This window comes from Nonomuraea sp. NPDC048826, assembly GCF_043198225.1.
Classification (GTDB): Bacteria; Actinomycetota; Actinomycetes; order Streptosporangiales; family Streptosporangiaceae; genus Nonomuraea.
Window position 1 is genome coordinate 389,745 of record NZ_JBICUQ010000004.1, and the last position, 18,107, is coordinate 407,851.

The 18,107-nt window shown below is 72.8% G+C and carries 22 protein-coding genes; 9 read left to right on the forward strand and 13 right to left on the reverse strand.

Annotated elements, in window-relative coordinates:
- Positions 1 to 184: 184 nt before the first annotated feature.
- Entirely contained in the window at positions 185 to 526 is a 342-nt protein-coding gene (locus ACGFI7_RS16300; RefSeq protein WP_393404805.1) for an STAS domain-containing protein, read from the reverse strand.
- Positions 527 to 669: 143 nt separating this feature from the next.
- Between ACGFI7_RS16300 and ACGFI7_RS16305 the strand changes: the two genes are divergently transcribed.
- Positions 670 to 1,506, forward strand: a complete 837-nt coding sequence (locus tag ACGFI7_RS16305) for an MEDS domain-containing protein (protein ID WP_393404807.1) — start codon at positions 670 to 672, stop codon at positions 1,504 to 1,506.
- Between the two features lie 4 nt (positions 1,507 to 1,510).
- Entirely contained in the window at positions 1,511 to 1,906 is a 396-nt protein-coding gene (locus ACGFI7_RS16310) for an ATP-binding protein (RefSeq protein ID WP_393404809.1), read from the forward strand.
- 5 nt (positions 1,907 to 1,911) lie between these two features.
- On the opposite strand, the gene ACGFI7_RS16315 is transcribed toward ACGFI7_RS16310, so the two are convergent.
- Positions 1,912 to 3,699 (reverse strand): ABC transporter ATP-binding protein, encoded by a 1,788-nt coding sequence (locus ACGFI7_RS16315; protein WP_393404812.1) that lies wholly within the window; start codon positions 3,697 to 3,699, stop codon positions 1,912 to 1,914.
- A complete protein-coding gene (locus ACGFI7_RS16320) occupies positions 3,696 to 5,522 on the reverse strand; it encodes an ABC transporter ATP-binding protein (protein WP_393405681.1) in 1,827 nt (608 codons plus the stop codon). Before ACGFI7_RS16320 ends, ACGFI7_RS16315 begins: the two co-directional genes overlap by 4 nt.
- A 116-nt stretch (positions 5,523 to 5,638) precedes the next feature.
- On the opposite strand from ACGFI7_RS16320, the gene ACGFI7_RS16325 reads away from it, so the two are divergent.
- From ACGFI7_RS16325 to ACGFI7_RS16335, 3 genes are all read left to right on the forward strand, one after another.
- A complete protein-coding gene (locus tag ACGFI7_RS16325) occupies positions 5,639 to 6,277 on the forward strand; it encodes a TIGR03085 family metal-binding protein (protein WP_393404815.1) in 639 nt (212 codons plus the stop codon).
- Positions 6,278 to 6,493: 216 nt separating this feature from the next.
- Positions 6,494 to 6,655 (forward strand): hypothetical protein, encoded by a 162-nt coding sequence (locus ACGFI7_RS16330; RefSeq protein ID WP_270157156.1) that lies wholly within the window; start codon positions 6,494 to 6,496, stop codon positions 6,653 to 6,655.
- 61 nt (positions 6,656 to 6,716) lie between these two features.
- The gene (locus ACGFI7_RS16335; protein WP_393404818.1) at positions 6,717 to 8,078 is read left to right on the forward strand and encodes a glutamine synthetase family protein; all 1,362 of its coding nucleotides are present in this window, start codon (positions 6,717 to 6,719) and stop codon (positions 8,076 to 8,078) included.
- Positions 8,079 to 8,087: 9 nt separating this feature from the next.
- Here the strand turns inward: ACGFI7_RS16335 and hisF are convergent, their stop codons facing one another.
- From hisF to hisD, 9 genes are read right to left on the reverse strand one after another with little or no spacing between them, the layout of a single operon-like run.
- Positions 8,088 to 8,849 (reverse strand): imidazole glycerol phosphate synthase subunit HisF, encoded by a 762-nt coding sequence (gene hisF / locus ACGFI7_RS16340; RefSeq protein ID WP_393404820.1) that lies wholly within the window; start codon positions 8,847 to 8,849, stop codon positions 8,088 to 8,090.
- On the reverse strand, positions 8,846 to 9,241 hold the full coding sequence (locus tag ACGFI7_RS16345; RefSeq protein WP_393404823.1) for a Rid family hydrolase: 396 nt from the start codon (positions 9,239 to 9,241) through the stop codon (positions 8,846 to 8,848). The genes hisF and ACGFI7_RS16345 overlap by 4 nt, the downstream gene beginning before the upstream one ends.
- Before the next feature lie 31 nt (positions 9,242 to 9,272).
- On the reverse strand, positions 9,273 to 9,995 hold the full coding sequence (gene priA / locus ACGFI7_RS16350) for a bifunctional 1-(5-phosphoribosyl)-5-((5-phosphoribosylamino)methylideneamino)imidazole-4-carboxamide isomerase/phosphoribosylanthranilate isomerase PriA (RefSeq protein WP_393404825.1): 723 nt from the start codon (positions 9,993 to 9,995) through the stop codon (positions 9,273 to 9,275).
- A complete protein-coding gene (locus tag ACGFI7_RS16355) occupies positions 9,995 to 10,324 on the reverse strand; it encodes a hypothetical protein (protein WP_393404828.1) in 330 nt (109 codons plus the stop codon). The genes priA and ACGFI7_RS16355 overlap by 1 nt, the downstream gene beginning before the upstream one ends.
- Positions 10,317 to 10,952: an imidazole glycerol phosphate synthase subunit HisH gene (gene hisH, locus ACGFI7_RS16360; protein ID WP_393404831.1), complete on the reverse strand. Its 636-nt coding sequence runs from the start codon at positions 10,950 to 10,952 to the stop codon at positions 10,317 to 10,319. Before hisH ends, ACGFI7_RS16355 begins: the two co-directional genes overlap by 8 nt.
- Entirely contained in the window at positions 10,949 to 11,104 is a 156-nt protein-coding gene (locus ACGFI7_RS16365) for a hypothetical protein (RefSeq protein WP_393404834.1), read from the reverse strand. The genes hisH and ACGFI7_RS16365 overlap by 4 nt, the downstream gene beginning before the upstream one ends.
- Entirely contained in the window at positions 11,101 to 11,694 is a 594-nt protein-coding gene (hisB, locus tag ACGFI7_RS16370; protein ID WP_393404836.1) for an imidazoleglycerol-phosphate dehydratase HisB, read from the reverse strand. The genes ACGFI7_RS16365 and hisB overlap by 4 nt, the downstream gene beginning before the upstream one ends.
- Positions 11,691 to 12,761 (reverse strand): histidinol-phosphate transaminase, encoded by a 1,071-nt coding sequence (locus tag ACGFI7_RS16375; protein WP_393404838.1) that lies wholly within the window; start codon positions 12,759 to 12,761, stop codon positions 11,691 to 11,693. The genes hisB and ACGFI7_RS16375 overlap by 4 nt, the downstream gene beginning before the upstream one ends.
- On the reverse strand, positions 12,758 to 14,065 hold the full coding sequence (gene hisD / locus ACGFI7_RS16380; protein ID WP_393404841.1) for a histidinol dehydrogenase: 1,308 nt from the start codon (positions 14,063 to 14,065) through the stop codon (positions 12,758 to 12,760). The genes ACGFI7_RS16375 and hisD overlap by 4 nt, the downstream gene beginning before the upstream one ends.
- Positions 14,066 to 14,386: 321 nt before the next feature.
- Between hisD and ACGFI7_RS16385 the strand changes: the two genes are divergently transcribed.
- Positions 14,387 to 14,578, forward strand: a complete 192-nt coding sequence (locus ACGFI7_RS16385) for a hypothetical protein (RefSeq protein WP_393404842.1) — start codon at positions 14,387 to 14,389, stop codon at positions 14,576 to 14,578.
- A 60-nt stretch (positions 14,579 to 14,638) separates the two neighbouring features.
- Entirely contained in the window at positions 14,639 to 15,640 is a 1,002-nt protein-coding gene (ligD, locus tag ACGFI7_RS16390) for a non-homologous end-joining DNA ligase (RefSeq protein WP_393404844.1), read from the forward strand.
- Positions 15,641 to 15,649: 9 nt separating this feature from the next.
- Here ligD and ACGFI7_RS16395 read toward each other — a convergent pair whose 3' ends face one another.
- The gene (locus ACGFI7_RS16395; RefSeq protein WP_393404846.1) at positions 15,650 to 16,789 is read right to left on the reverse strand and encodes an MFS transporter; all 1,140 of its coding nucleotides are present in this window, start codon (positions 16,787 to 16,789) and stop codon (positions 15,650 to 15,652) included.
- A gap of 58 nt (positions 16,790 to 16,847) precedes the next feature.
- Here ACGFI7_RS16395 and ACGFI7_RS16400 point away from each other — a divergent pair, with 58 nt between their 5' ends.
- Positions 16,848 to 17,591: a helix-turn-helix domain-containing protein gene (locus tag ACGFI7_RS16400; RefSeq protein ID WP_393404848.1), complete on the forward strand. Its 744-nt coding sequence runs from the start codon at positions 16,848 to 16,850 to the stop codon at positions 17,589 to 17,591.
- Positions 17,592 to 17,610: 19 nt separating this feature from the next.
- A complete protein-coding gene (gene ybaK / locus ACGFI7_RS16405) occupies positions 17,611 to 18,105 on the forward strand; it encodes a Cys-tRNA(Pro) deacylase (RefSeq protein WP_393404851.1) in 495 nt (164 codons plus the stop codon).
- The last annotated feature ends 2 nt before the right edge of the window (positions 18,106 to 18,107 follow it).

Genomic DNA, 18,107 nt, shown 5'->3' on the forward strand with positions numbered 1-18,107 from the left:
GAGGGGACACCCACCCCGCGCAACACCCTCACCCGCCCGGGTCAGTCCCGGCCCGGGAAGAGCATCCCCTCGTGGCGCCCCCGGTCAGTCGAGGGCCCGGGAGGGGACACCCACCCCGCGCAACACCCTCACCCGCCCGGGTCAGTCCCGGCCCGGGAAGAGCATCCCCTCGTGGCGCCCCCGGTCAGTCGAGGGCTTGGGAGAGGGTGTCGTAGATGGGGAAGAGGGGGGCCAGGTTGGTGCGGCGGAGGCGGCGCAGGACCTGGCCGTCCTGTGCCACCAGTGCCATGGTGCCGTCGCGTTCGCGCAGGTCGGCGAGCTGGCGCACCAGCACGCCCAGCCCTGTGGTGTCGATGAAGGTCAGCCGGCTCAGATCGACGACCAGGCACGGCCCGTGTGTCCGCACCGCCTCGGCGAGGCAGCGGCGGACGTCGGCCACGTTGTCCACGTCGACCTCTCCTGCCAGGCTGACCACGATCCGCTCGCCGTGCTGCCGGCGAGTCATCTGCAGCAGTTCCAACGCCATGCTCCTCACGCCCCGTGACAAGGCGGCCCGCGATCGAAGCTACACCGCCAACCGATTTGTCACCGACTGTTTTACGGAGAACGCGGTGCGTGATATTACTTCGGACGGTAGCTTCGGGGTCACGCTGCGGTAGGGAGCCTCTCGTGGTCCGCGTCACCGGCTCAGCCACCGACCCCGAGCTGGGCGATCATGTCTGCCTGCCGTTCCTGGGCGACCGGGAGCGGCGTGACACGACGCGGCTGTTCGCGCTCAACGGGCTCCGCCGCCGGACGAAAGTGCTGATCATCACGCACACCGACTCCCCCGACCGCACCCGGGCCTGGCTGACCCCGCTGGTGCCGGGGTTCGACGAGGCCGAGTCGGCCGGCCGCATCGAGATCGTCGGCAGCGCCGCCACCCATCTGACCGGCGGCAGGCTGGATCCCGGACGGGCGCTCGACGGCCTGGCGAGCGCCCGCGAGCGGGCCCGCGCCCAGGGGCATCGGGGGCTGTACGCGCTGGTCGACGCCTCGTGGGGGGTGCACGACCCGCCGGGGCAGGCGGCGTTCGAGTCGGCGGTGAACGCGCTGTTCGGGCAGGGCGGGCTGGCCGCGGTCTGCCAGTACGACCGCGCGCTGTTCCCGCGTGAGGCGCTCGACCGGGTGACCGCGGCGCACCCGATCTCGCCCGAGCAGGCCCTGCTGCGCCACATCACTCTGTCGTCGCCGCCGGGAGTGCGGCTGTGGGGCGACGTCGACCTGACCAACCGCCAGGCCTTCGCCTCGATCCTGGCGCCGCTGCGGGAGGAGCCGGAGGACGTGGTGATCGACGCCACCGGGCTCGACTTCATCGACGCCGGCTCGGCGCAGCTGCTGGTGGCGACGGCCCTGGCCCGGGGGCCCGGCCGGACCGTGGTGGCCTGCGGGAGCCCGCTGGCGCGGCTGCTGCACCTGTTGAAGGCGGGCGACGCGCTGGGCGTGCGCCTGACGGGTGATGTGTAGACAGGTGCTCTCGGCGACGTTCGCGCGCGGTGGGATCACGCTGCTGCGCAGGACGGTCATGTCCTGCGTCGCCGAGGAGGGGCTGGCGGGCCGGCGCCTGGAGGACTTCGTGGTGGTGGTCAACGAGATCACCACGAACGCGGTCCTGCACGGCGGGGGCGGCGGGCGGCTGCGCCTGTGGTGGCGGCACGGGCGGCTGTGGTGCGAGGTCTCCGACGACGGGCCTGGCCTGCCGCCCGGCTGGACCACCGCGACGCCGCCGCCCACGGGGTTCGAGGCGGGCGGGCGCGGCCTGTGGCTGGCGCGGCTGCTCTGCGACCAGCTCACGATCGTGTCGGGACCGGCGGGCACGACCGTGACCTTCGCGGCCCCGCCGGCTTCCCCCCGAAGCGGCCCGTGAGCCGGTCAGGAGCGGGCGGCGGAGATCCAGGAGGCGTGCAGGTCGGCGTACACGCCCGGCTCACGCACCAGTTCGGCGTGCGGGCCGCGCTGGACGAGCCGGCCGCCGTCGAACACGAGGACCTCATCGGCGTTCTCGGCCGTCGACAGGCGGTGCGCGATGGAGACGGCGGTGCGGCCCCGGGTGACGCCTTCCAGGGCGCGGGCCAGGCGCACCTCGGTGGCCGGGTCGACGGCCGAGGTGGCCTCGTCGAGCAGCAGCAGGTCGGGGTCGGCCAGGTAGGCGCGGGCCAGCGCGACGAGCTGGCGCTCGCCCGCCGACAGCGACTCGCCGCGCTGGCCGACGGGGGTGTCGAGCCCGGCGGGCAGCCCTTCGAGCCAGTCGGCCAGGCCCAGCTCGGTGAGGGCGAGCGTGATCTCCTCCCGGGTGGCCGACGGCTTGCCGTACCGGATGTTCTCCTCCAGCGTGCCGTCGAACAGGAAGCCGTCCTGCGGCACCATGACGATGCGCCGGCGCAGCGAGGAGAAGCGGATGTCGCGCAGGTCGTGCCCGTCGACGAGGACGCGTCCCGAGACCGGGTCCATGAGGCGGGTGAGCAGCTTGGCGAAGGTGGTCTTGCCGGACCCGGTCTCGCCCACGACGGCGACCCGGGAGCGCGGCGGGATGTCCACGGTGACCTCGCGCAGCACGGGCGGGCCGCCGGGATAGGCGAAGCCGACGTCCTCGAAGGAGACGGAGATGGGGCCGCGCGGCGGCGTGGCCCCCTCGTCGCCGGGGTCGGCCACGTCGGCGGGCGTGTCGATCACGCCGAGCACCCGCCGCCAGCCGGCGATGGCGTTCTGCGCCTCGTTGAGCACCTCGGTGGCGGTCTGCATCGGCGACACGAACAGCGTGATGAGGAACAGGAACGCGACCAGCTCCCCGGCCGTGATGGTGCCGGACAGGCCGAGCCGGACGCCGAGCAGGACGATCCCGGCGATGGCCAGGGCCGCGACGATCTCGGTCAGCGGGAACACGAACCCGACGATGGTCTGCGCCTTGACCTGGGCGGCCTTGTTGGCGTCCACGGCCTCGTCGATGCGCTCGGCGGTGCGCCGCTCGGTGGCGTAGGCGCGGATGACGGCGGCGCCGACGACGGACTCGCTGACCGCGGCGAGCATGTCGCCGGTACGCTCGCGCACCCGGGTGTAGGCGGCCGACAGCCAGCGCTGGAAGCGCGGCAGCGCGATCATCAGCGGCACGAAGCAGGCCCAGACCAGCAGCGTGAGCTGCCAGGAGTAGACGAACATGAGCACGGTGGCGATGAGCAGCTGCCCGAACGCCATGATGATCATCAGCCCGCCCCACTGCATGAACGTGCTGATCTGGTCGATGTCATTGGTGACGCGGGAGACCAGGGCGCCGCGCCGCTCGGTGTTCTGGGTGAGCACGGACAGGTCGTGCACGTGCCGGAAGCCGCGCACCCGCAGCGTGGCCAGCGACGACTCGGTGGCCTTGTAGAGCCGGACGTTCATCAGGTAAGCGGCCAGCGCGGTCAGCAGCACCGCGGCGGCGCACACCACGACCATGCGGGTGATGTACGACAGGTCCGGGCTGCCGGCGGCGATGCCGGTGTCGATGGTCTGCTGCACGGCCAGCGGCACGATGATCTTGCCGCTGGTGGCGATGACGGCCAGCAGCAGCGTGACGCCCAGGCCCTTGCGGAACTCGGGGGTCAGCGACAGGCCGTACCGGACCACCGCCCAGGCGGACCTCTCGCCGCCGGCGCCGATGCGCCCGCTGTCGACGGTCATGCGCTGACTTCCTCCTCTTCGAGGCCTGCCGGCCTGTCCTTGTCCACACCCGGACCGGGTTCCGCGTCCGCGTCGAGTGCGGAGCGTTCCAGCTCCTCGCGCTCGTAGGCGGTCACCAGGTCGCGGTAGCCGTCGCAGCGGGCCAGCAGCTCCTCGTGGGTGCCGCGGTCGGTGACCCGGCCCCGGTCGAGGAAGACGACCTCGTCGGCGAGCGCGATGGTGGCCATCCGGTAAGCGATGACCACGACGGTCGACGCCTCGGCCCGGTCCCGCAGCCCGTACAGGATCCTGGCCTCGACCTGCGGGTCGACGCTGGACGTGGCGTCGTCGAGTATGAGCAGGCGGGGCGCGCGGACGACGGCGCGGGCCAGCGCGAGGCGCTGGCGCTGGCCGCCGGACAGGGTGGCGCCGCGTTCGCCGACGCGGGTGCCGAGGCCGTCGCCGAGCCGGGCGACGAAGCCGTCGGCCTGCGCGACGCGCAGCGCCTCCCACACCCGCTCGTCCGCGACGGGCAGGTCGAGCGCGATGTTGCCGCGTACGGTGTCGTCGAACAGGAACGTCTGCTGGGGCACCAGCGCGACGGACTCGGCGATCGCCCCGTAGGGCAGGTCGCGCAGGTCCACGCCGTCGAGCCGGACCTGGCCGCGGTCGGGGTCGACGAGGCGGCCCAGGAGCTGCACCAGCGTCGACTTGCCCGCGCCGGTGGGCCCGACCAGGGCGACGGTGCGCCCGGCGGGCACGTCGAAGGTGACGTCGTGCAGCACCTCGGCGTCGCCGTAGGCGTAGGAGACGCCCTTGACCTCCAGCGAGGCGGGGCCGTCGGACCGGGCCGCGGCCTCGCCGTAGGTCATGGAGCCCTCGGCCTCCAGCACGGCCTGCACCCGGTTCCAGCCGACGACGCTGCGCGGCAGCTCCGCCAGCACCCAGCCGAGCGCCCTGATCGGGAACGACAGCAGGGTGAACAGGTAGGCGACCTGGACGAGCTGCCCGGAGTCGATCGCGCCGGTGGACATCCGCAGCGTGCCGACGGCCAGGACGGCGAGCACGCCGAGCGTGGGCAGCGCCTCCAGCATCGGGTCGAACAGGCCGCGCACCTTGCCGACGGCGATGTTGGCGTCGCGCAGCTCGTGGGCGCGGCGGCGGAACCGGTCGGTCTCCAGGTCCTCCCTGCCGAGCGTCTTGACGACGAGCGCGCCGTCGAAGCTCTCGTGGGCGATCTCGCTCACCTCGGCCCGCAGCTGCTGCGCGCGGGTGACGAGCGGGCTGAGCCGGCGCTGGTAGACGAGGTTCAGCAGGGCGATCGCCGGGAAGATCAGGAAGCCGACCAGGGCGAGCACGAGGTCGGTGAGCAGGATGCCGACCGCCGCGGTGAAGAGCATGACGACGACGCCGACGGCCATGGGCAGCGGCGCGAGCGGCGCCCACGCGGCCTCGGCGTCGGCGCTGGCGTTCGACAGCAGCTGGCCGGTCGGGTGGCGGTGGTGCCAGGCGAGCGGCAGGCGAAGGTACTGCTTGGTGACGTCGCGGCGGGAGCGGGCCTGCATGCGGTACTGCATGAGGCCGGCCAGGATGCGGCGCCCGGCCACGCCCAGGGCCTTGAGCAGGGCGGTGCCCATGATGAGCAGCACGCCTGTCCAGAGGGTGCCGGTCGCGACCTCGCCACGCTCGAACGCGGCGAGCACGACGTTCTGGGTGGCCCAGCCGAGCGCCCAGGCCGAGGCGACGGTCATCCCTCCATAGACGGCGCTCGCCAGCACCGCGGAGGTGAACACCACCTTCTCGGTGCGGATGGCCACCCCAAGGACGCGCAGCCCCTGGCGCATGACGGCCGAGGTGACCTTGTTCGCCACTCGGAAAGATCCTTTCAGCGCCCGACATTTCTACGTAAGTCCCTATCACGTCTGATCGCCTCGTTATTCCCACAGGTAGGGTTGGCGCTGTGACTCACGCCCGTAGCGAACGCGCCGCACTCTGCGACCTGCTGGACCGGCTCGGCCCCGGAGAGCCGACGCTCTGCGAGGGCTGGGACACCTACGACCTGGCCGCCCACCTGGTGCTGCGCGAGCGCCGGCCGGACGCGCTGCCGGGCATCGCGCTGCCCGCCATGGCCGGCCGCACCGCCTCCGTGCAGCGGGCGCTGAAGGCCAAGCACCCGTTCCCGCAACTGGTGGACCTGGTCCGCAAGCCGGGCGGCGTGTACGGGCTGCTGCCGTTCCTGGACTCCGCCGTCAACACGATGGAGTACTTCGTCCACCACGAGGACGTGCGGCGCGCCCAGCCAGGCTGGGCGCCGCGCGAGCTGCCCGCCGACTTCGAGGACCTGATCTGGAAGCGGGTGTCGGGGATGGCGAAGCTGATGCTGCGCCGCTCCCCCGTCGGCGTGGTGCTGCACCGCCGCGGCGGCGGCGCCCGGTCCGTGGTGCTGGGCGGCGCCCAGCAGGGCCCCAAGGTCGAGGTGAGCGGCACGGCCAGCGAGCTGCTGCTGTTCTGCTTCGGCCGGCAGGCTCACTCCCGGGCCGAGATGACCGGCGACGCCGAGGCGGTCGAGCGATTGAAGGGCTCCCGGCTGGGCATGTGACCGGCGGCCGCGGCGTGGTGACCATTGTCACGATGCCCGCTCACCTGCGATGCCCGAAAACCCCTGCGCATAAGGCGCTCCCGTGACGCCGGCAGGCCGTAGCATGGGCCATGAACGAGCCCCCCGGTTAGGATCATGAACATCTTCACAGAAGATGCAAGGTGATCGCCCAGATCCGGGTATATACGGCTGGGAACGGACTGCAGGAGGCCCCCCATGCAGGTCAAGAAGGTGCTCACGTACGTCTTGGTAGCGTTCGTGGTCTTCTACCTGTTCACCCGGCCGGCCGACGCCGCCGCCGCGGTCAACGGAGTGTTCGACGGGATCATCAATGGAGCCAATCAGTTGGCTGTCTTCTTTACCAACGTCTTGACCTGATAGTCGGTCCTGTCTGCGGGAGGTGCTTCCCCGCGCCGCCGAGTCGTGTTACGCAGGCAGGATGACAGATCGTCCAGGCGCCACCACGCTCCACCAGCCCGACCCCGCGGTCAGGCGCATCCTCGAGCGAGCGGAGCTCGAAGGCGTGGAGTTGATCCGCTTCATGTACGCCGACCACGGCGGCGTCATCCGCGGCAAGGCCACGTCCCGGTCGCGGCTCGCGGAGCGGCTCACGTCCGGCATCGGGCACACGGTGGCCATGATGGCGATGAACATGCTCGACCAGTTGCAGGAGGTCGAGCACCTGGGTCCGGTCGGCGAGGTGCGCATCGTCCCCGACCCGTCCACCTATGTCACCCTTCCCCACGCGCCCGGCGCGGCCGCGATGCTGTCGGACCTGCGCCTGCCCGACGGCTCCCCGTGGGCGGCCTGCTCGCGCTCCTTCCTCAAGGACGCGGTGGCCGCCCTCTCGGCCGAGGGCTATCTGCTGCAGGCGGCGTTCGAGCCGGAGTTCACGCTCGGCCGCCGGCTGCCCGACCCGTCCGGCGGGCCCGACCGGCTGGTGCCGCTCGACGACTCGCTCTGCTATGCCGGCACCGGCTTCGACACCGCCCACGACTACACGATCAAGCTGATCCGCGCCCTGGAGACCCAGGGGCTGCGCGTCGAGCACTGCCATCCCGAGCTCGGCCCCGGCCAGCAGGAGCTGTCGGTGCGCCACGCCGACGCGCTGCGCGCCGCCGACAACCACATGATCTACCGCGAGACCGTGCGCGGGGTCGCGATGCGGATGGCGATGTGGGCCTCGCTCGCCCCCAAGCCGCTGGCCGACCAGGCCGGCAACGGCGCGCACCTCCATCTGTCGCTGTGGAAGGACGGCGTCAACGTGTTCGGCGACGACGGCGACGTGCGGGCCGGGTTCATCGGCGGCCTGATCGCCCACCTGCCCGCGCTGACCGCGCTGACCTGCGGCAGCGTCAACAGCTTCCGCCGGCTGGCGCCGCGCATGTGGTCGAGCGCGTACGCCGTGTACGGCCCCGACAACAGGGAGGCGGCGATCCGCGTCTGCTCGCCGCTGGGCGAGCTCGGCGAGCCCAACCTGGAGCTGAAGCCGTCCGACTCCTCCGCCAACCCCTACCTGTCGCTGGGCGCGGTCATCCACGCCGGGCTGGACGGCGTCCGACGCAAGCTCGACCCGGGCGAGCCGGTCGAGATCGATCCCGACACCGTCCCCGGCCGCTACCCGCGCCTGCCCGCCTCCCTGGAGGAGGCGCTGGACGCGCTGGAGGCGGACGAGGTGCTGATGGAGGCGCTCGGCGCGCTGCGGCGCGACGCCTACCTCACGGTCAAGCGCTCGGAGGCGGCCGCGTTCGCCGGGCGGGACGCCTCCTACGAGTGCTTCCAGCACCTGCGGGTGTTCTAGCGGACCCCTCTAGCGGACGGCGTGGCCCGCCTGGCGAAGGGTGTCCTTCACCTCGGCGATCTTCAGCGTGCCGAAGTGGAACACGCTGGCGGCCAGCACCGCGTCGGCGCCGGCCGCGACGGCGGGCGGGAAGTCCTCCAGGCGGCCGGCGCCGCCGCTGGCGATCACCGGCACCCGCACGACGGCCCGGACCGCCCGCAGCATCTCCAGGTCGTAGCCGTCGAGGGTGCCGTCGCCGTCCATCGAGTTGAGCAGGATCTCGCCCGCGCCCAGCTCCTCGCCCCGGGCCGCCCACTCCACCGCGTCGATGCCGGTGCCGCGCCGGCCGCCGTGGGTGGTGACCTCGAAGCCGCTCGGCGTGCCCGGGGCCCGCCTGGCGTCCACCGACAGCACCACGCACTGCGCGCCGAACCGGCGCGACGCCTCGGTGAGCAGCTCCGGCCTGGCGATCGCGGCGGTGTTGAGCGACACCTTGTCGGCGCCGGCGCGCAGCAGCCGGTCGACGTCGTCCGCCGACCGCACGCCGCCGCCCACGGTGAGCGGGATGAACACCTGCTCGGCCGTCCTGCGCACGACGTCCAGCATGGTGTCGCGCTCGCCGGACGAGGCGGTGATGTCGAGGAAGGTCAGCTCGTCGGCGCCCTCCTCGTCATAGCGCCTGGCCAGCTCCACCGGGTCGCCCGCGTCACGCAGGTTCTCGAAGTTGACGCCCTTGACCACCCGCCCGGCGTCGACGTCCAGGCAGGGGATCACCCTGACGGCTACGGTCATGCTCGTTGTGCCTCTATCTCGATCTCTACCAGCATCCGCGGGTCGACCAGGCCGGCCACCCGTACTCCGGTGCAGGCCGGCCGGACCGTGCCGAACACCTCTGCGATGGCCTTGCCGACCTGGTCGAAGTGGCGCTGCTCCACCACGTAGTAGCGCACCATGACGACGTCCTCGCGGGTCAGCCCGCCCTTGACCACGGCTTCGAGCGCGATCTCCATCGCGGTGAGCGCCTGGCGGTAGGCGTCGCCCACGTGGCGGACCTCCCCCTCGACGGTCGAGGTGCAGCCCGACACGATGACCCGATCTCCGGCGATGACCGCTCGCGCGTATCCGTACTTCTCCTCCCAGATGCCGCCCGAAAACACCCGTATGCCGGTGCTTTCCATGCTCATGGCACCCATCACGCCCCCTCCCGACAGGGATCTAACTCCGGACCGTGGCCAGTGCGCTCTCCAGCGTGAACGCCTGGGCGTACAGGGCTCTGCCCACGATGGCTCCTTCCACGCCGACAGGGACGAGAGAAGCGAGTGCGGCCAGGTCATCGAGGGAGGAAATGCCGCCGCTGGCCACGACGGGCTTGTCGGTGCGGGCGCAGACCTGCTTGAGCAGGTCGAGGTTGGGGCCCTTGAGTGTGCCGTCCTTGGTCACGTCGGTCACCACGTAGCGGGGGCAGCCGTCGGCCTCCAGCCGGTCGAGCACCTCCCACAGGTCGCCGGCGTCCTCGGTCCAGCCGCGGGCGGCGAGCGTGGTGCCGCGCACGTCCAGGCCGACCGCGATCTTGTCACCGTGCTCGGCGATGATCTTGCGGCACCACTCGGGGTTCTCCAGCGCGGCCGTGCCGATGTTGACCCGGCGGCAGCCGGTGGCCAGGGCCGCCGCCAGCGACTCGTCGTCGCGGATGCCGCCCGACAGCTCCACGTTCACGTCCAGCCGGCCGATCAGGTCGGTGATCAGCTCACGGTTGGAGCCGCGGCCGAAGGCCGCGTCCAGGTCGACCAGATGGATCCACTCCGCGCCCGCCGCCTGCCAGGCCAGCGCGGCGTCCAGCGGCTCGCCGTAGCCGGTCTCGGTCCCGGCCTCACCCTGGACGAGCCGTACGGCCTGGCCGTACGCGACGTCCACGGCGGGGAGCAAAACGAGCGACATCAGGTCCTCCGGTCGAAAGCGAGAGTCACGAGCACGGGCAGCAGGAGCAGGGAGAAGACGAGCACGGCGAAGCTCAGCAGCGGCGAGCCCCACAGCAGCCAGGCCAGGAACTGCACGATGAGGAAGGCCAGCGCGACGGCGGCGTTCTGGGCGCGTTGGCGGCGGGCCAGCAGCCCGCCCTGCCGCGCCACCCGGACCGGGCGCGGCACCAGACGGCCCAGCGCCGCCCTGCGGCGGGCGGCGCGGGCCTGACGTTCCTCGTTGCGGCGGGCGGCCAGCGCCCGCTCCGCCTCGCGCTCGGCGCGGCGGCGCGCCCGCTCCTTACTCAAGGGTGCCGAGCCAGTTGCTCAGCAGCGCGGCGCCGGCGTCGCCGGACTTCTCCGGGTGGAACTGGGTGGCCATGAGCGGGCCGTTCTCGACCGCGGCCACGAACGGCACGCCGTGCTCGGCCCAGGTGACCACGGGCTCGGCGAAACCGTCACCGGTGCGCAGCTCCCACTCGCGCACCCCGTAGGAGTGGACGAAGTAGAAGCGGGTGGCGGGGTCGATGCCGTCGAACAGCACGCTGCCCGCCGGGGTCTTGACGGTGTTCCAGCCCATGTGCGGCAGCACCGGCGCGTCGAGCCGCTCGACCGTGCCGGGCCACTCGCCGCATCCGGTGGTCTCCACGCCGTGCTCGACGCCGCGGGCGAACAGGATCTGCATGCCGACGCAGATGCCCAGCACCGGCCGGCCGCCGGACAGCCGCCTGCCGACGATCTGGTCGCCGCGCACGCCGGTGAGGCCGGCCATGCACGCGGCGAACGCGCCGACGCCCGGCACCACCAGGCCGTCGCACTCCAGCGCGGTGTCGAAGTCGGCCGTGACGGTCACGTCGGCCCCGACCCGGGCCAGCGCCCGCTCGGCCGAGCGCAGGTTGCCCGACCCGTAGTCGAGCACCACGACGTTCTTGCTCACCACCACATCACCCCCGCGAACAGCGCCATCGCCGCGCCCAGCCCGCACACCGCGGCCCCGGCCTTCATGCCCTGCCTGAGCAGCGAGACCACGCCGCCGATGAGGAACAGGCCGAGGAACACCATGATGACGGCGATCACGTTCTCCGTCATAGCACGCCCTTGGTGCTCGGCACGCCGGTCGCCCGGGGGTCGAGCTCCGACGCCGCGCGCAGCGCCCTGGCCAGGGCCTTGAACTGCGCCTCCACGATGTGGTGCGCGTTGCGTCCGTACGGGACGCGGACGTGCAGGCAGATGGCCGCCTGGGCGACGATCGACTCCAGGATGTGGCGCGTCATCGTGGTGTCGTAGTCGGGGCCGATCATCGGGGCCATGCCCTCCGGCTCCGAGTGGACCAGGTAGGGGCGGCCGGACAGGTCGACGGTGACCTCGGCGAGCGACTCGTCCAGCGGGCACGATGCGCTGCCGAACCGCCTGATGCCCGACTTGTCGCCCAGCGCCTCGCGGAACGCGGCGCCCAGCGCGAGCGCGGTGTCCTCGATCGTGTGGTGGGAGTCGATGTGCAGGTCGCCCTCGGTCTTGACGGTCAGGTCGAACAGCCCGTGCTTGCCGAGCTGCGCCAGCATGTGGTCGAAGAAGCCGACCCCGGTGGACACCTCGACCGCGCCCGTGCCGTCGAGGTTGACCTCGACCAGGACGGACGTCTCCTTCGTCGTGCGCTCGACGCGGCCTACGCGACTCACAGAACTCCCTCCAGGGCGGCGCGGAAGGCCGCCATCTCCTCACCGGTGCCGATCGACACCCGAAGCCATTCGGGCGGGCCCACCTCGCGGATGAGCACACCTCTCTCCAGCAGGCCCTCCCACACCGCCCGCCGGTCGGGGAAGCGCCCGAACAGCACGAAGTTGGCGTCGGAGTCGGCGACCGCCAGACCCTTGGACCGCAGCCAGCCGACCGTGGCGTCGCGCTCGCGGCGCAGCGCGTCGACCGTGCCCAGCAGCTCGGCGCGGTGCTTCAGCGCCACCAGCGCCGCCGTCTGGGTGAGCGTCGACAGATGGTAGGGCAGCCGCACCAGCAGCAGCGCCTCCACCACGGCCGGGTGGGCGGCGAGGTAGCCCAGCCGGGTGCCGGCCATGGCGAACGCCTTCGACATGGTGCGGGTCACGATCAGCCGCGGGTGACGCGGCAGCAGGGTCAGCGCCGACGGCGTGCCCTCGCGGGCGAACTCGGCGTAGGCCTCGTCGACCACCACCATGCCGGGCGCCGACTCCAGGATCGCCTCGATCGTCTCCAGCGGCTGGGCGGTGCCGGTCGGGTTGTTGGGCGAGGCCACGAACACGACGTCGGGCCGGTGCTCCTCGATCGCCGCCACGACCTTGCCCGGGTCGAGCGAGAAGTCTTCCTCGCGGGCGGCGTGGATCCACTCGGTGCTGGTGCCGGTCGTGATGATCGGGTGCATCGAGTAGGAAGGCTCGAACCCGAGCGCGCTGCGGCCGTGGCCGCCGAACGCCTGCAGGATCTGCTGGATGATCTCGTTGGAGCCGTTGGCCGCCCACACCTGCTCGGTGGTCAGCCCGTGACCGAGGTAGGCGGCCAGCCCGGCGCGCAGCTCGACGGCGTCCCTGTCGGGATAGCGGTTGAGCTCGCCGGAGACCCTGCCGACCGCCTCGGCCAGGTCGGCGACGAGCGCCGGGGACGGCGGGTGCGGGTTCTCGTTGGTGTTGAGCCGGACCGGGACGTCGATCTGCGGCGCCCCGTAGGGGCTCTTGCCGCGCAGGTCGTCGCGGATGGGCAGGTCGTCGAGCCTCATGACGGCACCTGCCAGTCGAAGCGGGCGCGGATCGCGGCGCCGTGGGCGGGCAGGTCTTCGGCGTCGGCCAGCACCGACACGTGGGCGGCCGCCTCGGCCAGGGCCTCGCGGCTGTAGTCGACGACGTGGACGCCGCGCAGGAACGTCTGCACCGACAGCCCGCCGGAGTGGCAGGCGCAGCCGCCGGTGGGCAGCACGTGGTTGGAGCCGGCGAGGTAGTCGCCCAGCGAGACCGGTGCGTACGGGCCGACGAAGACCGCCCCGGCGTTGCGCACCCGCGCGGCCACCGCGGCGGCGTCGGCGGTCTGGATCTCCAGGTGCTCGGCCGCGTAGGCGTCGACCACCTTCAGACCGGCGTCGAGGTCGTCGACGAGGACGATCGCGGACTGGCGGCCGCCCAGCGCCTCGGCGATGCGCTCGCTGTGGCGGGTGGCGGCCACCTGGGCGGGCAGCTCCTTCTCCACGCCCTCGGCGAGCTCCTCGCTGTCGGTGACCAGGACGGCTGCGGCGATGACGTCGTGCTCGGCCTGGCTGATCAGGTCGGCGGCGACGTGCACCGGGTCGGCGGTGGCGTCGGCCAGGATCGCGATCTCGGTCGGGCCGGCCTCGCTGTCGATGCCGATGCGGCCCTTGAGCAGCCGCTTGGCCGCGGCCACCCAGATGTTGCCGGGACCGGTGACCATGGTGGCGGCCGGGCACTCCTCGGTGCCGTAGGCGAACATGGCCACCGCCTGGGCGCCGCCCGCCGAGTAGACCTCGTCGACGCCGAGCAGCGCGCACGCGGCCAGGATCGACGGGTGCGGCAGGCCGCCGAACTCCCGCTGGGCGGGGCTGGTCACGGCCAGCGAGGGCACCCCGGCCTCCTGGGCGGGGACGACGTTCATGACCACCGACGACGGGTAGACCGCCCGGCCGCCGGGGACGTAGAGGCCCACGCGGTCGACCGGAACCCACCGCTCGGTGACGGTGCCGCCGGGCACGACCTGGGTGGTGACGTCGGCGCGGCGCTGGTCGCGGTGGACCAGCCTGGCGCGGCGGATGGACTCCTCCAGCGCGGCCCTGACCTTCGGGTCCAGCTCGTCGAGTGCCCTGGCGATCGCCTCGGCGGGCACCCTCGTGGTGGAGATCTCGACACCGTCGAACCTGGCGGTCAGCTCCCGTACGGCTGCCGCCCCGCGATGGCGCACGTCCTCGCAGATGGGCCGCACCTTCTCCAGGGCGGCCTCGACGTCGAGCTCGGCGCGGGGCAGCACGTCACGCAGGTCCGGTGGAAGGGACCCGCGCATGTCGATACGGGAAATCACCCTCCCAGTCTACGGAGTCCGACCCCTGAATCCGCTTCCGTCCACCATGCGGACACCTCGGGCGTGCCCCCCGGTGGGGAGGGTGGGCCGTGAGGCTGCCGCGGGGGACAGCCTCACGGCCGCTCGCCCTGACCCGGGCCGAGTGTCAGGGCGAGGCGCCGTGGAGGTGGAGACCACGGCTCAGAAGAGCTCGGCGCTGATGCTTCCCCACATCGGGGAGAATTAACACGCGTCTTTGGACGATCTTTTCCTCGATCCGCCACACTTTGTGCGTACTTTGTCATTACTTGTCTTTTACCTAGGTCTTTGTACGATTCGTGCATGGCAATCTGGCGCGCCCCCGGCGGCATCGTGGTGGAAGCCATCGTGCTCGACGACCGGCCGCTCCTGCGCATCTCCCACGACATCGGCGGCCGCCTCTACCTGCAGGGATACTGCGCCAGCGTGACCGAACTGGCCGGCCACGGCGTCGACCTCGGCCAACTCGTCGAGGACGAGCTCCCCACCGGCTGACCGAAACCGGCCGGGCGACCGGTGTTACTTCCACGACCCGGCCGGGGTATGCCACGGGTCATGGCGCCGCTGCCCACCTACGCGCCGATGCTGGCCCAGCCCGGATCGCTGCCCTCCGTCCACCAGGACGAATGGGCCGTGGAGATGAAATGGGACGGCGTCCGCGCGATCGCCTACATCGCCGACGGCACCGTGCGGCTCATGTCGCGCAACGCCAAGGACATCACCGCCGCCTACCCCGAGCTGCAGCTCATGGCCGGCGCCACCGGGCGCCGGCCGGCCGTCGTCGACGGCGAGATCGTCGCCTTCGACGAGGCGGGCCGGCCCAGCTTCGGCGCGCTCCAGCCGCGCATGCACCAGCGCAACCCGGTCAGCGCCGCCGAGCTCGCCCGCGCCGTGCCGGTGACGTTCATGGCCTTCGACCTCCTCCACCTCGGCGACGACCCGGCCATCCAGCTGCCCTACACCGAACGGCGCGAGCTGCTGGAGGACGTCTTCACCCCCGGCTACCGCTGGCAGGTGCCCGTCCGCTTCCACGACCACGCCGAGGAGGCCTTCGCCTCCTCCCGCCGCCTCGGCCTCGAAGGCGTCGTCTGCAAGCGGCTCACCTCCCCCTACCGTCCGGGCAAGCGGACCGGCGAATGGACCAAGGTCAAGAACGTCAGCGCCGTCGAGGTCGTCATCGGCGGCTGGAAGCCCGGCGCCGGGCGCCGCGCCGGCACCATCGGCTCCCTGCTGCTCGGCTCGTACGACGACGAAGGCCGGCTGCTGTTCGTCGGGCACGTCGGCACCGGCTTCACCCAGGCGATGCTGCGCGACCTGCACCGGCGCCTGGCCCCGCTGGAGCGGCCCGACCCGCCCTTCGCCGAGCCGGTGCCCCGCGAGCACGCCCGCGACGCCCACTGGGTGCAGCCCGTCATGGTCGGCGAGGTGCAGTACGCCGAGGTGACCGGTGAGCACCGGCTGCGCCACCCGTCGTGGCGCGGCCTGCGGCCCGACCGGCAGCCCGGCGAGGTCCGCCACGGCGGCCCCGGCTCCGGAGGCGCCTCCGCCGTCAGCTGACCGCCGCCCTCAGCCCTCGCGGGCCGTGGCGGGCCAGGCCGGCTCCGTCAGGGTGCGCGACAGCAGCCAGGCCGGCACCGCGACCACCGCCAGGCAGCCCAGCGCCACCCGCAGCGAGGCCGTCTCCGCCACCCAGCCGACCAGCGGGCTGGCCAGCCCGCCCGCGCTCACCGCCAGCCCCAGCGTGACCCCGCCCGCCGTGCCCACCCGCCGCGGCAGGTAGTCCTGCCCCAGCGTCACGTGGAGCGAGAACGGCGCGTACAGGGTGATCGCCGCCGCCGCGACGAACACGTACATCAGCGGCCCCGGCGCCAGCACCACCCCGGCCACCGCCGGGACGCTCGCCGCGTACGCCGCCCGCATCGCCCGCACCCGCCCCCACCGCGCCGCCAGCCTGCCGCCCAGCACCGTGCCCACGGCCCCGCCCGCGAACAGCACGAACAGCGCCACCGCCCCAGCCGCCCCGCCCCCGGCGTACAGGGCGACGAACGCGCTCAGCCCCACGTACACCACGGACCGGAAGACGATCACCAGCGTCAGCCGGGAGAACGACGCCCAGTCGTCCCGCCCCGACGCCTCCGCCGCCGCACCCCGCGCCGCGCCGCACCCCGACAGCGCCCGGATCACCGGCAGCGTCACCAGCGCGCCCACCACCCCCGGCACCACCAGCCACGGCGAGGCGCCCAGCCCGCCCACCGCCAGCAGCGGCGTCACCAGCACCGGCGCCGAGGCGAACCCCAGCGTCCCGCCCAGCGAGAACCAGCTCATCCGCACGTGGCTGCCCGCGCTGGCGATCCTCGCCAGCCGCGCCGACTCCGGGTGGTAGGCCGCCACGCCCAGCCCCGACAGCGCCACCGCCAGCCAGGTCAGCGCGTACGAGTCCGTCACCCCGCTCAGCGCCACCCCGAGCCCCGCCGTCACCATGCTGGCCGGGATGAGCCACGGCATCCGCCACCGGTCCGCCATCGCCCCGAACACCGGCTGCACCACCGACGACAGCAGCGTCGCGGCCAGCACCACCCCCGAGACCGCCACGTACCCGTAACCGCGCTCGGCCACCAGGAACGGCACCAGCGCCGGCACCGCGCCCTGATAGACGTCCACCCCGGCGTGACCGGCCGCCAGCATCCCCACCCTGTTCGCCCGCACGTGCCCGATCATCGCCGGGCAACCGGATGGCGCGCTTCCGATAAAGTGCCAATCCATCATGGAAATCCGCCATCTGGCCCAGGCGCCCACCGGCCGCCGCCCGCTGGCGCCCGGCGGCGGCATCGACGCCCATCGGCACGACACCCACCAGATCGTGTACGCCCGGCACGGCGTCCTCTCCGTCACCACCGACGCCGGCACCTGGGTCGCCCCGGCCAACCGGGCCATCTGGATCCCGGCCGGCACCGTCCACGAGCACCGCGCCCACGGCGCCACCGAGGTGCGGCTGATCGGCCTCGACGCCAACCCGCTCGGCCTCGGCCGCCCCGCCGTCCTCGCCGTCGACCCGCTGCTCCGCGAGCTGATCATCGCCTACAGCGGCGAGCCGGACCTCCCGGAGAAACCCGGCGGGGAGCGGGAGCGGCTGCTCGCCGTGCTGCTCGACCGGCTGCGCCGCTCCCCCGAGCAGCCGCTGCACCTGCCGACGCCGCGCGACCCGCGACTGGCCGCCGTGTGCGCGGCGCTGCACGCCGACCCGGCGGACCCGCGGACGCTCGCCCGGCTCGCCGCCGACGCCGGGACCAGCGACCGGACCCTGGCCAGGCTGTGCCGCGCGGAGCTCGGCATGACGTTCCCGCAGTGGCGCACCCAGCTCAGGCTGCACCGGGCACTCCTCCTGCTGGCCGAGGGCGGCACGGTGACCCAGGTGGCGCACCGGTGCGGCTGGTCGTCGGCGAGCGCGTTCATCGACGCGTTCCGGCGGGCGCTCGGGTACACCCCCGGCCGCGCCTTTACATTGTAGATTCGCTACACTCGTTCAGGTGGGCAAGTCGAAGACCAAGGGCGGCACCCCCGCCACCGTGGCGCTGGAGAAGGCCAAGGCCGAGTTCACGCTCCACCCCTACGATCATGATCCCGCCGCGCAGGCGTACGGCGAGGAGGCCGCCGACGCGCTCGGCGTCCCGTACGAACGGATCTTCAAGACCCTGGTGGCCGAGACCGAGGGCGGCCTGGCCGTCGCCGTGGTGCCGGTGGCGGGCAAGCTCGACCTCAAGGCGCTGGCCTCGGCGCTCGGCGGCAAGCGGGCGGCGATGGCCGACGCCGCCAAGGTGGAGCGGGTGACGGGCTACGTGGTGGGCGGCATCAGCCCGCTCGGCCAGCGCAAGCGGCTGCCGACCGTGGTCGACGCCTCGGCGCTGGAGTTCGGGACGATCTACTTCTCGGCCGGCAAGCGCGGGCTGCAGATCGAGACCGCCCCGGCCTGCCTGATCGAGCTGACCGGGGCCGTGACGGCGCCCATCGGCAAACCGGCCTGACC